Annotated in this window: 13 protein-coding genes and 1 riboswitch; of the genes, 12 read left to right on the forward strand and 1 reads right to left on the reverse strand. The window is 70.9% G+C overall.

The window, feature by feature from the left end; all coding sequences use genetic code 11:
• Positions 1–104, reverse strand: a riboswitch (glycine riboswitch).
• 273 nt (positions 105–377) lie between these two features.
• The 11 genes from ACIQ5Y_RS17450 to ACIQ5Y_RS17500 all read left to right on the forward strand — a co-directional run bounded on the left by ACIQ5Y_RS17450 (position 378) and on the right by ACIQ5Y_RS17500 (position 12560).
• The gene (locus ACIQ5Y_RS17450) at positions 378–1025 is read left to right on the forward strand and encodes an AAA family ATPase (RefSeq protein ID WP_403880647.1); all 648 of its coding nucleotides are present in this window, start codon (positions 378–380) and stop codon (positions 1023–1025) included.
• 120 nt (positions 1026–1145) lie between these two features.
• Entirely contained in the window at positions 1146–1892 is a 747-nt protein-coding gene (locus tag ACIQ5Y_RS17455; protein ID WP_403880586.1) for an enhanced serine sensitivity protein SseB, read from the forward strand.
• A gap of 61 nt (positions 1893–1953) precedes the next feature.
• Positions 1954–2694 (forward strand): enhanced serine sensitivity protein SseB C-terminal domain-containing protein, encoded by a 741-nt coding sequence (locus ACIQ5Y_RS17460; RefSeq protein ID WP_403880588.1) that lies wholly within the window; start codon positions 1954–1956, stop codon positions 2692–2694.
• 439 nt (positions 2695–3133) lie between these two features.
• Positions 3134–4129, forward strand: a complete 996-nt coding sequence (locus ACIQ5Y_RS17465) for an ABC transporter permease (protein ID WP_403880590.1) — start codon at positions 3134–3136, stop codon at positions 4127–4129.
• A gap of 90 nt (positions 4130–4219) precedes the next feature.
• Complete coding sequence (locus ACIQ5Y_RS17470) at positions 4220–5995, forward strand: ABC transporter substrate-binding protein (RefSeq protein WP_403880592.1); 1776 nt, start codon at positions 4220–4222, stop codon at positions 5993–5995.
• A 144-nt stretch (positions 5996–6139) separates the two neighbouring features.
• Positions 6140–7138: an ABC transporter permease gene (locus ACIQ5Y_RS17475; RefSeq protein WP_403880594.1), complete on the forward strand. Its 999-nt coding sequence runs from the start codon at positions 6140–6142 to the stop codon at positions 7136–7138.
• A complete protein-coding gene (locus tag ACIQ5Y_RS17480) occupies positions 7135–8235 on the forward strand; it encodes an ABC transporter ATP-binding protein (RefSeq protein ID WP_403880597.1) in 1101 nt (366 codons plus the stop codon). The genes ACIQ5Y_RS17475 and ACIQ5Y_RS17480 overlap by 4 nt, the downstream gene beginning before the upstream one ends.
• The gene (locus tag ACIQ5Y_RS17485) at positions 8232–9362 is read left to right on the forward strand and encodes an ABC transporter ATP-binding protein (protein WP_403880598.1); all 1131 of its coding nucleotides are present in this window, start codon (positions 8232–8234) and stop codon (positions 9360–9362) included. Before ACIQ5Y_RS17480 ends, ACIQ5Y_RS17485 begins: the two co-directional genes overlap by 4 nt.
• Positions 9363–9458: 96 nt before the next feature.
• Positions 9459–10115, forward strand: a complete 657-nt coding sequence (locus ACIQ5Y_RS17490; RefSeq protein ID WP_403880599.1) for a trimeric intracellular cation channel family protein — start codon at positions 9459–9461, stop codon at positions 10113–10115.
• Positions 10116–10172: 57 nt separating this feature from the next.
• Positions 10173–11030, forward strand: coding sequence for a thioesterase family protein (locus ACIQ5Y_RS17495; RefSeq protein ID WP_403880600.1), 858 nt, complete (start codon positions 10173–10175; stop codon positions 11028–11030).
• A 366-nt stretch (positions 11031–11396) separates the two neighbouring features.
• Entirely contained in the window at positions 11397–12560 is a 1164-nt protein-coding gene (locus tag ACIQ5Y_RS17500) for a cysteine desulfurase family protein (protein WP_403880601.1), read from the forward strand.
• Positions 12561–12571: 11 nt separating this feature from the next.
• On the opposite strand, the gene ACIQ5Y_RS17505 is transcribed toward ACIQ5Y_RS17500, so the two are convergent.
• Positions 12572–13240 carry an N-acetylmuramoyl-L-alanine amidase gene (locus ACIQ5Y_RS17505; protein ID WP_403880602.1) on the reverse strand — a complete coding sequence of 223 codons (669 nt, stop codon included), beginning with the start codon at positions 13238–13240 and terminating at the stop codon, positions 12572–12574.
• 68 nt (positions 13241–13308) lie between these two features.
• Between ACIQ5Y_RS17505 and mnmA the strand changes: the two genes are divergently transcribed.
• Complete coding sequence (mnmA, locus tag ACIQ5Y_RS17510) at positions 13309–14445, forward strand: tRNA 2-thiouridine(34) synthase MnmA (protein WP_403880603.1); 1137 nt, start codon at positions 13309–13311, stop codon at positions 14443–14445.
• Positions 14446–14466: the final 21 nt, after the last annotated feature.

Below are 14466 nucleotides of genomic sequence, written 5' to 3' on the forward strand. Positions count from 1 at the left end.
CTCATCCACGCGGTACGGGGCCTGAGAGATTCAAGGGAGGTTCTTGCTCCTTCGGCGCCCACGCACCGCCTTGCGGCGTGCGGGGACTCTCCCGCGCGGATTCAAGCGGCCGGTATGCAGTTGGTGATGCGGTTGGTCCAGATGGCGCACATCATTGCACGCCGTGGTGGTGATCGGGTGGGCGGGCCCGAAAGATCGTGCGGCTGTCCAGGGCGTGGACCGGACCCGTCCCGGAGCGTGGACCGGGGCGTGGACCGGAACCGAAGCTGCCGGATTACCGTCTCTTTACACTCAGTGGGCAAGGGTCCTGGTGACCCGATTCGGGGGAGGCGAGCACTGTGCGGAGATTCGTAGGTGCGGCGGCGGCCGCGGGGACCGTGGGTGCGGTGCCGACGCAGCGGGCCGGTGTTCCGGCCCGGGCGCGCGGGCACGAGGCCGGGCCCGTACGGGACCTGCGCGGACCGGGCGTGCGGGGCCCTCAGCGGCTCCGCTTCGCCGAGGGCGACATCGTGGTCGTGTCGGGCCTGCCGGGGGGCGGCAAGAGCACGCTGATCAAGCGGGCGGCGGCCGAGGGCGGGACCGAGGGCGGCGCCATCGACTCCCAGGACACCCGCGAGCGCTGGGAGCGCCGGATGCCGGGGGCTCTGCCGTACGCGGTGTACCGGCCGCTGGTGCGGGCCGCGCACTACTGGGGGCTGTGGCGGCACCTGCGCTCCGGGCGCTCCGTCGTCGTCCACGACTGCGGTACGCAGAGCTGGGTGCGGGGGCTCCTCGCGGCGGCGGCCCGGCGGCGGGGGCGCGCGCTGCACCTCCTCCTGCTCGACACCAGCCCCGAGGAGGCCCTGTCCGGGCAGGCGGCCCGGGGCCGCGGGGTCTCGGCGTACGCCTTCGCCCGCCACCGGGGCGCGGTGGCCCGCCTCCTGCGCGAAGCGGAAGCCGGCCGCCCGCCGGCGGGCTGCGCCTCGGCCACCCTCCTGGACCGCCGCTCCGCCGCCGCGGTGACCCGTATCGCCTTCCACGGCTGACGCCGCCGGGGCGGAGCCCCGGAGCGGCGCCGCAGACGAACGCTCGACCCCGGCGGAGCCGTGTCGGACCGGGCCGGTACCCTGCGGGGCGACGAAACGCGGGATCACGGAGGCACGTACATGCACAGCGGCGGCGGCTGGCCGGGTAATGAGCTGGAGCAGGTGCTCGGGGCGGCGCTCGGGCAGCCGGACGCCGGCGGGCGGATCCTGGAGGTGCTCGGGCGGAGCCAGGTGTGGGTGCCCCTGCCCGCCGGCGCCGGCGCCGAGCAGGGCGGCGCCGAGGGCCTGACCCTGCCCACCATGGACATCGGCGGCGCCGCGTACGTCCCGGTCTACAGCTCGGAGGCCCAGTTCCTCGCCTGCGTCGGCCCCGGCATGGACTTCACCGTGGCCCCCGCCGTCGAGTTCGCCCGCGGCCTGCCCCCGCAGCTCGGCATCGCGCTCAACCCCGAGGGCGCCGTCGGCGTCCCCCTCCCCCCGCCCGCCGTCGCGGAGCTCTGCCGCAGCGGCCGGACCCCCCTCGACGGTCCCACCACCGGCGGCCGGGTCCGGCTCTACGAGCCCGACTGGCAGGAGGACCCGGTGGACTTCCTGGCCGCCGCCGCGGAGGAGTTCCGGGCGACCGGGGTGGTCTCCGCCGCCCACCGCTGCCTCGCGAGCATCGAGGGAGGCGAGCCGCAACTGTTCATCGGTGTCCGACTGGTGGGATGGGAGCCCGAGACCCGGAACGCCCCGATGGACGCCCTCGGGCGGGCCCTGACCCGCGTACCGCCGCCCTGGCCCGTGCAGTTGATCCTGCTGGACGCGGCCGAGGACCCGGTCACGGACTGGATTCGTGAGCGCGTACGCCCCTTCTACCTCCCGTAGGGCCGCTTAAGCTGTTCTCGCGTTGACGTCGGGCGGAAGAAGAGACGAAGAGGGGTACCGGGTGAGTGCGTCAGGCACGGCCGCGGCCGGACAGGTCGAGCACATGCTGCGCCAGGTGACTCCCGGGCGCTACGAAAGCTACGAGTCGCTCCTGCACGCCCTCGCCGAGGGCCGGCTGTGGATGCTGCTGTGGCAGGGGCAGCCGGGCTCACCGGACGCCCAGTACGGCGGCATGGAGGTCGAGGGCCTGGGTTACGCGCCCTGCGTGACCTCCCCGCAGGAGCTGGCCGCCAGCGGCTGGGGCCGGGGCTACGAGGTCGTCACCGGCCGGGACATCGCCCGCGCGCTCTATCCCGACCGCTGGGGCCTGTGGCTCAATCCGCACGCCCAGGGCGGCGGCGTCGGCATCCCGTGGGCGGACCTGCGCCGGATCGCCACCGGCCTGGACCGGATGCCGGCCGGCCCGCTGCGGATGTCCGAGCCCGCCATCGAGCTGCCGCAGTTCTACGGGCTGCTGACCCAGCACGCCCACCGGACGCCCGCCGTCCGCTCACTGCGCCGCGCCTGGGTGCAGCCCGCGCTCGGGTCCCCGTACCTCGCGGTGGGGCTCGACCTCTACGACGCCTCCGCGCCCGCGCTGGAGTCCGTACGGGAGATGATGCGCCAGTCGGTCGGCGTCGTGCCCGAGGGCGTACCCGTGTGCACGGTGGCGCTCGCGGACGAGCACGACCCCGTCGCGATGTGGCTGCGCGCGCAGACCCGCCCGTTCTACGACCGCGAGGGCCAGGCACCCGCTTACTGACGGGTAGAAACCTGCACTTCCGGACATCCGCATATTGAGACATCCGTCTCGAAGGCCGCACCGATCACATCGGTGCGGCCTTCGCCATATCCGCCGAATCAGCCCAAGATCCTTGCCTGAAATGGCAGTTGGGTGGGATGTCCGTTCCGCGTCGAACGGGCGGAGTTTCACCGCTCAACAGACCTTGCCGTTCGGATAACGGAAGGTGTAGCCGCAGATCACGGTTGCGCATCACATCCCCGACGGGTCTGGCGGCCGATCGAGACGCCGTTGAAGACTCCCCCCACCGAAGGCAGGTCAGTCCCGCAACCACCAGCTCTTCACGTGCACTTCAGACGCATTTCGCGTCAATCGCACCATCAGCGACGCCGAAAGAACCAAGCCGCCACAGCGGCGGGCATGGGCCGGCCACAGTCGGCCGAGAGGGGTCCCCACCACGATGACGGCACCACTGCACGACACCAGCGCGGCCGAGCCCGCAGCCGTGGCCGCCCCGGAAGTTCCGCAGAAGGCGATCGAGGGGCGCTCGCCGTGGCGGATCGCCTGGCTGCGCCTCAAGCGCGACAAGGTCGCCCTGGCCGGCGGTGTCGTCGTGCTCCTGCTGATCCTCGTCGCGATCTTCGCGCCGCTGATCGTCAAGGCCTTCGGCCACCCGCCGGAGGAGCTGCACGAGGACCTGCTGGACCCGCTGCTCGGCTTGCCGGCCGGCGACTGGGGCGGCATGAACGGCGACTTCCTGCTGGGCATCGAGCCGGTCAACGGCCGCGACGTGTTCAGCCGGATCGTCTACGGCGCCCGGATCTCGCTGCTGGTGGCCTTTCTGTCCGCCTTCGTGGCGGTCTCGCTGGGCACCGTCTTCGGCGTCATCGCCGGATACTTCGGCGGTTGGGTCGACGCGGCCATCAGCCGCGTCATGGACCTGCTGCTGGCCTTCCCGCAGCTGCTCTTCATCATCGCGCTGATCTCGGTGGTCCCCAGCAAGCTGTGGGGCTTCGAGGGATCGGGCCTGCGCATCGCGGTGCTGGTGCTCGTCATCGGCTTCTTCGGGTGGCCGTACATCGGCCGCATCGTCCGCGGGCAGACCCTGTCGCTGCGCGAACGCGAGTACGTCGAAGCGGCCCGGAGCCTCGGCGCCGGCCGCGCGTACATCCTCTTCCGCGAACTGCTTCCGAACCTGGTGGCGCCCATCACCGTCTACTCGACGCTGATGATCCCCACCAACGTGCTGACCGAGGCCGCCCTGAGCTTCCTCGGAGTCGGCGTCAAGCCGCCCACGCCGTCCTGGGGAGAGACCCTCTCCACGGCAGTGCGGACCTACGAGGACGATCCGCTCTTCATGATCTTCCCCGGCGTAGCGATCTTCATCACCGTGCTGGCCTTCAACCTCTTCGGCGACGGCGTCCGCGACGCCCTCGACCCGAAGGGTTCCCGCTAGCAGCCGCAGGGCGCACACCAGATCCCGGCTTCGAGTTTCGAGCCGTAAGTAACCAGTACACCGGAACTACAACGGAGGGTTGCGAGCATCGTGACTACCCATCGCACGTCGAAGCGCAGGCTTGCCGCTGGCACGGCCGTCGTGCTCGCGGCCATGCTCACCGCCACCGCCTGTGGCGGCAGCGACAAGAAGGACGACAAGCCCGCCGGCGCCGCAGGATTCAACGCGGGCATAGGCAAGATCGCCAACGCGTCGGACAAGAAGGGCGGCGAGCTCAAGTTCGTCGGTACCCAGGAAGCCGACTCGTGGGACCCGCAGCGTGGTTACTACGGCTTCATGTGGGACTTCTCCCGCTACTACGCGCGTCAGCTGGTCAGCTACAAGGCGGCCCCGGGTGAGCAGAGCACCGAGCTGGTGCCCGACCTCGCCACCGCGAAGGCCGAGATCAGCGACGGCGGCAAGACCTACAAGTACACCCTCAAGGACAACGTGACCTGGGAGGACGGCACCCCCGTCACCGCCCAGGACGTCAAGTACGGCATCGAGCGCACCTGGGCCCAGGACGTCATCTCCGGCGGCCCGGTCTACCTGATGCAGGTCCTCGACCCGAAGACCGAGTACCAGGGCCCGTACAAGGACACCGCCCCGGACAAGCTCGGCCTCAAGGCGATCGAGACCCCGGACGCGAAGACCATCATCTTCAAGCTCCCGGCGCCCAACGGTGACTTCGAGCAGATGCTGGCCATGCCCGCGGCGAGCCCGGTCAAGCAGGAGAAGGACACGGCGGCCAAGTACGGCCTGAAGCCCTTCTCCAACGGCCCGTACAAGATCGACTCGTACGAGCCCAACAAGAGCATGAAGCTCTCGCGCAACGACAAGTGGAAGCCCGAGTCGGACACCATCCGCAAGGCGCTCCCGGACTCCATCTCGGTCACGTTCATGGCGAACGCGGACGACATGGACAAGCGCCTGATGAACGGCGAGTTCGACCTGGACATCAACGCGACCGGCATCGGCCAGGCGGCCCGCGCCACCGCGCTGAAGGACCACAAGGAGAACCTGGACAACGGCCAGACCGGCTTCATCCGGTACGCCGTCATGCCGACCACCGTCGCGCCGTTCGACAACGTCGAGTGCCGCAAGGCCGTCATCTACGCGGCCGACCACAAGTCCCTGCAGACCGCCCGCGGCGGCCCGCAGGCCGGTGGCGACATCGCCCCGAACATGCTCCCGGCCGGCATCAAGGGCTCCGACCCGACGTACGACCCGTACGGTGTCCTGAAGAACGACGGCAAGCCGGACGCGGAGAAGGCCAAGGCCGCGCTGAAGGCCTGTGGCAAGGAGTCGGGCTTCAAGACCACGATCGCGGTCCGCAACAACAAGCCGGTCGAGGTCGCGACCGCCGTCTCGCTGCAGAACGCCCTGAAGCAGGTCGGCATCGAGGCCGACGTCGACCAGTTCGACGGCGCCCAGACCTCCGGCATCATCGGTTCGCCGAAGGTGGTCAAGGAGAAGGGCTACGGCATCATCATCATGGGCTGGGGCGCCGACTTCCCGACCGGTCAGGGCTTCTCCCAGCCGCTGGTCGACGGCCGCTTCATCCTGCAGAGCGGTAACAACAACTTCTCCGAGCTGAACGACCCGGCGGTCAACAAGCTGTTCGACGACGCCATCGCGGAGACCGACCCGGCCAAGGCCGGCGACATCTACAAGCAGATGAACCAGAAGGTCTCCGAGGCCGCGGTCTACCTTCCCTTCGTCTACGACAAGACGATCACCTGGCGCTCCACCCGGCTGACGAACGCCTACACCTCGGACGCCTACAACGGTCGCTACGACTACGCGTCCCTCGGCGTCACCAAGTAACACCCGTCAGACCAGGCTCAGTTCCAGTTTCCAGTGTTCCAGTGCCACACCCGCTAGGCACGAAGGGCAGGTGATGGCCGCGGTTACGGCTTGGGGGCGCTCTCCAGAAGAGGGCGCCCCCGGGCCGCAGCCAGGCCGAGCGCAGTGCTTGCATATCTCACCCGACGGATCTTCGCCGTCATCGTCATGCTGTTGGTCATCACGCTGGTGACCTTCGGAATCTTCTTCCTCTTCCCGAAGCTGATCGGGACCGATCCGGCTCTGTACTTCGTCGGGAAGCAGTCCGACCCCGCCGCGATCGAGGGCATCCGGCAGAAGATGGGTCTCAACGACCCGATCCTCGTCCAGTTCGGCAAGTTCGTCGTCGGGCTGGTGGCGGGTCGTACGTACGCCAACGGCTCCGACGTCACGCAATGCGCCGCGCCCTGCTTCGGCTACTCCTTCAAGACCGAGCAGGAGGTCTGGCCGCTGCTGCTGGACTGGCTGCCGGTCACCCTCTCCCTCGCCGCCGGCGCCGTCGTCATCTGGGTCATCGGCGGTGTCGCCACCGGCGTCCTCTCCGCCCTCAAGCGCGGTACGGTCCTGGACCGTTCGGCGATGGGCGTCGCCCTCGCGGGCGTCTCCCTCCCCATCTACTTCACGGGCATGCTCTTCATCGCCTTCTTCTCCGACCAGCTCGGCTGGTTCGGCAGGCCCGAGGCGACCTTCGCCGAGGATCCCGGCAAGTGGTTCAACGGCATGGTCCTGCCGTGGGTCTCGCTCGCCTTCCTCTACGCGGCGATGTACGCGCGCCTCACCCGCGCCACCATGCTCGAAGTCCTCAACGAGGACTACATCCGCACGGCCCGCGCCAAGGGCCTGACGGAACCGGTCGTCATCGGCAAGCACGCCATGCGCTCGACGATGACCCCGATCCTGACCGTCCTCGGCCTGGACCTCGGCGCCCTGATGGGCGGCGCGGTGCTCACCGAGTCCACGTTCTCGCTGCACGGCCTCGGCTACAGCGCCGTCCGCGCCATCAGCGACCACGACCTGCCGGTCATCCTCGGCATCACCCTGATCTCCGCCTTCTTCGTCGTCGCGGCGAACCTCATCGTTGACCTCATGTACGCGGTGATCGACCCCCGAGTGAGGCTGTCATGACCGAACTGACCAAGACCGGAGCTCTCAACGAGCCCGTCGGCGGCCCGGGGGAGCCCTCCGGCTCCTTCCTCGAGGTCCGCGACCTCAAGGTGCACTTCCCGACCGAGGACGGCCTGGTCAAGTCGGTCGACGGACTCTCCTTCTCGCTGGAGAAGGGCAAGACCCTCGGCATCGTGGGCGAGTCCGGCTCCGGCAAGTCCGTCACCTCGCTGGGCATCATGGGCCTGCACCGCGTGGGCCAGTACGGCCGCCAGCGGGCCCGGATCTCCGGAGAGATCTGGCTCAACGGCAAGGAGCTGCTCTCCGCCGACGAGGACGAGGTGCGCAGGCTGCGCGGCCGGGAGATCGCGATGATCTTCCAGGACCCGCTGTCCGCGATGCACCCGTACTTCACCATCGGCAAGCAGATCGCCGAGGCCTACCGGGTGCACAACAAGGTCGACAAGAAGGTCGCCCGCACGCGGGCGGTCGAGCTCCTCGACCGCGTGGGCATCCCCGAGCCGCACAAGCGGGTCGACAACTACCCGCACGAGTTCTCCGGCGGCATGCGCCAGCGCGCGATGATCGCGATGGCGCTGGTCAACAACCCCGAACTGCTCATCGCGGACGAGCCGACGACCGCCCTGGACGTCACCGTCCAGGCCCAGATCCTCGACCTCATCCGGGACCTGCAGAAGGAGTTCGGCTCCGCGGTCATCATGATCACGCACGACCTCGGCGTGGTCGCCGAGATGGCCGACGAACTCCTCGTGATGTACGGCGGCCGGTGCGTCGAGCGGGGCACCGCCGAGAAGGTCTTCTACGAGCCCCGTCACCCGTACACCTGGGGCCTGCTGGGCTCGATGCCGCGCATCGACCGCGAGCAGACCGAGCGCCTCATCCCGGTCAAGGGCTCGCCGCCCAGCCTGATCAACATCCCGAGCGGCTGCGCCTTCAACCCCCGATGCCCGTACGCCGACGTACCCAAGGGCAACGTGACCCGCACGGTCCGGCCGGAGCTGGTCGAGGAGGACGGCAACCGCCACTGGTCCGCCTGCCACATGTCGGCGGAGGAGCGGACCCGGATCTGGACCGAAGAGATTGCGCCGAAGCTGTGACCGACACGCCTGACAAGAAGAAGACGGCCACCGCGTCCATCCCGGCGCAGGCCACCGGCTCTCCCGACGCCGTCGCCGCTCCCGATGTACTCCTCAAGGTCACCGGGCTGACGAAGCACTTCCCGATCACCAAGGGACTGCTGCGCAGGCAGGCCGGCGCGGTCAAGGCCGTCGACGGCATCGACTTCGACGTCCGGCGCGGGGAGACCCTCGGGGTCGTGGGCGAGTCCGGCTGCGGCAAGTCCACCATGGGCCGGCTGATCACGCGGCTGCTCGAACCGACCGGCGGTACCGTCGAGTTCGAGGGCAAGGACATCACGCACCTGGGCGTGGCGGGCATGCGCCCGATGCGCCGCGACGTGCAGATGATCTTCCAGGACCCGTACGGCTCGCTGAACCCGCGCCACACGGTGGGCACCATCATCAGCGCGCCGTTCAAGCTCCAGGGGGTCACCCCGGAGGGCGGCCTGAAGGCCGAGGTCCAGCGGCTGCTGTCCCTGGTGGGCCTCAACCCGGAGCACTACAACCGATACCCGCACGAGTTCTCCGGCGGCCAGCGGCAGCGCATCGGCATCGCGCGGGCGCTCGCGCTCAAGCCGAAGCTGGTGGTGGCGGACGAGCCCGTCTCGGCGCTGGACGTCTCCATCCAGGCCCAGGTGGTCAACCTGCTGGACGACCTCCAGGAGGAGCTCGGCCTCACGTACGTGATCATCGCGCACGACCTGTCGGTCATCCGGCACGTGTCGGACCGCATCGCGGTGATGTACCTCGGCAAGATCGTCGAGCTGGCCGACAACAAGTCGCTGTACGACGCGCCGATGCACCCGTACACGACGGCCCTGATGTCGGCGGTGCCGGTCCCGGACCCGCGCCGGCGCGGCGCGAAGAGCGGCCGGATCCTGCTCAAGGGTGACGTGCCGTCGCCGATCTCGCCGCCGAGCGGCTGCCGCTTCCACACGCGGTGCTGGAAGGCGACGGAGATCTGCACGACGAAGGAGCCGCCGCTGGTGGCCCTGAAGACGGGCCACCAGGTGGCCTGCCACCACCCGGAGAACGCCCCCGACCAGGCCCCGGGCGACAAGCCCCTGCCGGGAGCGTCGGACGCGGTGGACACGATTTCGGAGTAGCCCCCGAAACCCGGCGGGGCCGGCCGGCCCGACCCCGCCGGCCCCGCGCCGCGCCCCGGCAACCCCACGCGTCCCCCGACGGGCGACAATGGCCCGGTGCCCCACGATCTCTTCCCGGCGGAGATCCAGCATGCCCTGGACCTCGCCGGCATCTTCGTCTTCGCCACCGCCGGCGCCCTGCTCGCAGTCCGCAAGAACTTCGACGTCTTCGGCATCGCCGTCCTCGCCCTGGTCACCGCGCTCGGCGGTGGCCTCTTCCGCGACCTGGTCATCGGCGCCGTTCCCCCGGCCGCCTTCGGCGAGCTCAGCTTCTTCATCACCCCGCTCGTCGCCGCCGGGATCGTCTACTTCCTGCATCCCGAGGTCCAGCGGATCAACCGGGCCATCAACGTCTTCGACGCGGCCGGCCTCGGCCTGTTCTGCGTGACGGGCACGACCAAGGCGTACGGCTTCGGCCTCGGCCTCACCGCGTCCGCCGCGCTGGGCGTGGCGACCGCCGTCGGCGGCGGCGTCCTGCGCGACGTGCTCGTCAACGAAGTGCCCTCGCTGCTGCGCGACCGTGAGATGTACGCCGTCCCCGCCGTCGTCGGGGCCTCGATGGTCGCCCTCTGCATCCGCTTCGACGCCCTCAACGCCTTCACCACCGGTCTGGCGATCGTCACCACGTTCGTCCTGCGGCTCCTCGCGATGCACTACCACTGGCGGGCTCCGCTGGCCTGGAACCGACGCTCGTCCGTGGCCGAAGAGCCGTAACCAAACCGGACCTCGCAAAGCTACCGCTTAGTAGCAAGCCGGTGTACCGTCGTTTACATGTCACATGCAGCTGCCAAGGCAACCATCGGCGACAGCGAGTTCGACCGCGACACCACCGTCACCGCCCGTGCGGACGAGCCCGGGGTGTACGACGCGGAACTCTCCGCCGGCTGGACGATCATCACCGCCGTCAACGGCGGCTACCTGCTGGCCCTGGTGGGCCGGGCCCTGTCGGCGGCCCTCCCGCACCCGGACCCGTTCACCGTCTCAGCGCACTACCTGACCTCCTCGGTGCCCGGCCCCGCGGTGATCCGCACGCAGGTCGTCCGGGTCGGCCGCACCCTCTCCACCGGCCAGGCCTCGCTGTTCCAGTACGACGAGAACGGCGTCGAGGTCGAGCGCATCCGCGTCCTCGCCTCCTACGGTGACCTCGCCTCGCTCCCCGAGGACGTCCGCACCACCGCCATCGCGCCCGTGATGCCGGCCTACGAGGACTGCCTCGGCGCCGAGGCGGGCTCGGCCCCGATCCCCGGCAGCTCCGCGATCGTCGACCGGCTCCGGCTGCGTCTGGACCCGGCGACCGCGGGCTGGGCCGTCGGCGCGCCCTCGGGCAAGGGGGAGATGCGGGCCTGGTTCGAGCTGGCCGACGGCCGCGACGCCGATCCGCTGTCCATGCTCCTCGCGGTCGACGCGCTGCCGCCGACCGTCTTCGACCTGGGCCTGATCGGCTGGGCCCCGACGGTGGAACTCACCACCCACATCCGCCGCCGCCCCGCTCCGGGCCCGCTCCGGGTGTCCATCACCACCCGGAACCTGGCCGGTGGCTTCCTGGAGGAGGACGCCGAGGTCTGGGACTCCGCGAACCACCTGGTGGCCCAGTCCCGCCAACTGGCCCGCGCCCCCCGCCAGTCCTGACCCGGCCTCCGCCGGGCAAATCCAGTCCCGGCCTCCGCCGGGTAAACCAGCCCCGCCGGCGTTTGAGGCGCGGGGTCCGGGGCGGAGCCCCGGGTCCTCTCAGCCCGTCCGGCGTTTGAGGACCGGGGTTCGGGGTGGAGTCCCGGCTGGGGTCCCCCCCGGACGGAGTCTGGGGGATGGAGAAAGGGCGGGGCGGGGACCGGCTCCGCGCAGCGGCCCCACCCGCGCAGTCGCCCGCCCACGCGCAAGCCCCCCGCCCGGGAGAGCCAAGGCCCCGGCCCGGGAGAGCGAAGGCCCCCGCCGGGGAGAGCCAAGGTCCCGCCGGGGGGCAAGCGCACCGGACGCGACTCGTAGAATCGGGGGATCATGGCCTACCTCGACCACGCCGCAACCACCCCCATGCTGCCGGAGGCCGCCGCGGCGATGACCGCGCAGTTCTCCGCGACGGGGAACGCGTCCTCCCTCCACGCCGCCGGCCGCCGGGCCCGCCGCACCGTCGAGGAGGCCCGCGAGGCCTTCGCCGAGGCGATCGGCGCGCGCCCGAGCGAGGTGGTCTTCACCGCCGGCGGCACGGAGGCCGACAACCTCGCCGTCAAGGGCCTGTACTGGGCCCGGCGCGACGCCGACCCCGCCCGCACCCGGGTCCTCGCCAGCCCCGTCGAGCACCACGCCGTGCTCGACGCCGTCCACTGGCTCGCCGAGCACGAGGGCGCGCAGGTCGAGTACCTGCCCGTGGACCACTACGGCCGCGTGCACCCCGAGGCCTTCCGCGAAGCCGTCGAGCGCAACCCCGAGGACGTGGCCCTCGCCACGGTCATGTGGGCCAACAACGAGATCGGCACCGTCATGCCGGTCCGTGAACTGGCCGACGTCGCGGGCGAGTACGGGATCCCACTGCACTCCGACGCCGTCCAGGCCTTCGGGCAGCTCGACGTCCGCTTCGGCGACAGCGGCCTCGCCGCGATGACCGTCAGCGGCCACAAGGTCGGCGGCCCCTACGGCATCGGCGCCCTGCTCCTCGGCCGCGACCAGACGCCCGTACCCGTCCTGCACGGCGGCGGCCAGGAGCGGCACGTGCGCTCCGGGACCCTCGACGTGCCGGCCATCGCCTCCTTCGCGGTGGCGGCCGTACTGGCCGCGGAACGGCGCGAGCGGTTCGCCGCCGAGATCGGCGCCCTGCGCGACGAACTCGTCGCCGCCGTCCGCGCGGCCGTGCCGGACGCCGTCCTCGGGGGCGACCCCGACGACCGGCTCCCGGCCAACGCCCACTTCAGCTTCCCCGGCTGCGAGGGCGACTCCCTGCTCCTGCTGCTCGACGCCCAGGGCATCGAGTGCTCCACCGGATCGGCCTGCACCGCCGGTGTGGCCCAGCCCAGCCACGTCCTGCTGGCCACCGGCACCGACCCGAAGCTGGCCCGCGGCACCCTGCGCTTCTCCCTGGGGCACACCTCCACCAAGGAGGACGTGGCGGCCCTGGCCGCGGCCATCGGCCCGGCCGTGGAACGCGCCCGCACGGCGGGCCTCAGCTGAGCCCCCGGGCCCTATGACGACAGGTGCGACCGCACGAGGGCGATGTACCTGTCCCAGTCCCAGTGCGGGCCGGGATCCGTGTGGTCGGCGCCCGGGACCTCGGAGTGCCCCAGGATGTGCTTGCGGTCCGCGGGTATGCCGTAGCGGCGGCAGACGTCCGCCGCCAGTACGGCCGATGCCGCGTACATCGTGTCCGTGAAGTCCTTGGGCCGGTCCACGTAGCCCACGTGCTCGATCCCGACGCTGCGCTCGTTCATCGAGCGGCTGCCCGAGTGGAAGGCCACGTCGAGCTCCCGCACCATCTGCTCCACATGACCGTCCCCGCGCACGATGTAGTGTGCCGACGCCTTGTGCCAAGGGTTCTTGAAGGCGTCCACCGAGGACTCGAAGCCGCCCTGGGTGACGTGCACGACGATCCGGTCCACCCGGTAGTCGTCCGGCCGGTCCGCCAACCGCCAGTTCGCCGGCGAGGCCGCCGTCCAGCTCGCGCCCGCGTGGTCCAGCTCGCCCTCCTTGCGCGGCTTGGCCACACCGGGCACCAGCCACCAGCCCCGGCGGATCTCGTCCCGCCCGGCGATCGCCGCCACCGTGAAGATCCCGAGCCCCCCGAACAGCACCGCCCTGCGGGTCCGGCTCCTGCCCGGCGGCTTCTTCCCCTCGCCGTTCGCCTGCTTCCCCATGTGATCCACCCCCCACAGCCGATAACGCGCTGTGACCCCTTGCGGTTCCCCGTACCCTGGACGGTGCTATGACTGAGAACCTGCCGCGCACCGCCCGCCCCCTTCGCGTCCTGGCCGCCATGTCCGGCGGAGTGGACTCCGCCGTCGCCGCCGCCCGCGCGGTCGAAGCCGGGCACGACGTGACCGGCGTCCACCTGGCGCTCTCCGCGAACCCGCAGTCCTTCCGGACCGGCGCCCGGGGCTGCTGCACCATCGAGGACTCCCGCGACGCCCGCCGCGCGGCCGACGTCATCGGCATCCCCTTCTACTGCTGGGACCTCGCCGAGCGCTTCCGCGAGGACGTGGTGGAGGACTTCGTCTCCGAGTACGAGGCCGGACGCACCCCGAACCCCTGCCTGCGCTGCAACGAGAAGATCAAGTTCGCGGCGCTGCTCGACAAGGCCCTCGCCCTCGGCTTCGACGCCGTCTGCACCGGCCACTACGCGACCATCGTGGAGAAGGAGGACGGCACGCGCGAGATGCACCGCGCCTCCGACATGGCCAAGGACCAGTCGTACGTCCTCGGCGTCCTCGACGAGAAGCAGCTGGCCCACGCCCTCTTCCCGCTCGGTGACACGATCACCACGAAGGACGAGATCCGGGCCGAGGCCGAGCGCCGCGGTCTGGCCGTCGCGAAGAAGCCCGACAGCCACGACATCTGCTTCATCGCCGACGGCGACACCCAGGGCTTCCTCGCGAAGCGCCTCGGCAAGGCCGAGGGCGACATCGTCGACGAGGCGACCGGCGAGAAGGTCGGCACCCACGACGGGGCGTACGGCTTCACCATCGGCCAGCGCAAGGGCCTGCGCATCGGCCACCCGGCCCCCGACGGCAAGCCGCGCTACGTCCTCGACATCTCCCCGGTGAACAACACCGTCACCGTCGGCCCCGCCGAGGCCCTCGACGTCATCGCCCTGACCGCGATCCGCCCCCGCTGGTGCGGCTCCACGGCCGCCGCCCCGGGCACGTACACCGCCCAGCTGCGCGCCCACGGCGGCGAGGCCGAGGTCTTCGCCGAGCTCGTCGACGGCGAGCTGCGCGTCTCCTTCACCGAGCCGGTCCGCGGCGTGGCCCCCGGCCAGGCGATCGTGCTCTACGACGGCACGCGCGTGGTCGGCTCCGCCACCATCGCCACGACGCGGCGGGCAGCGGCCGCCGCGCTCTGACCAGCCCCTGGTGCGGGCGGC

It is taken from the genome of Streptomyces sp. NPDC096339 (assembly GCF_044762985.1).
Lineage (GTDB): Bacteria > Actinomycetota > Actinomycetes > Streptomycetales > Streptomycetaceae > Streptomyces.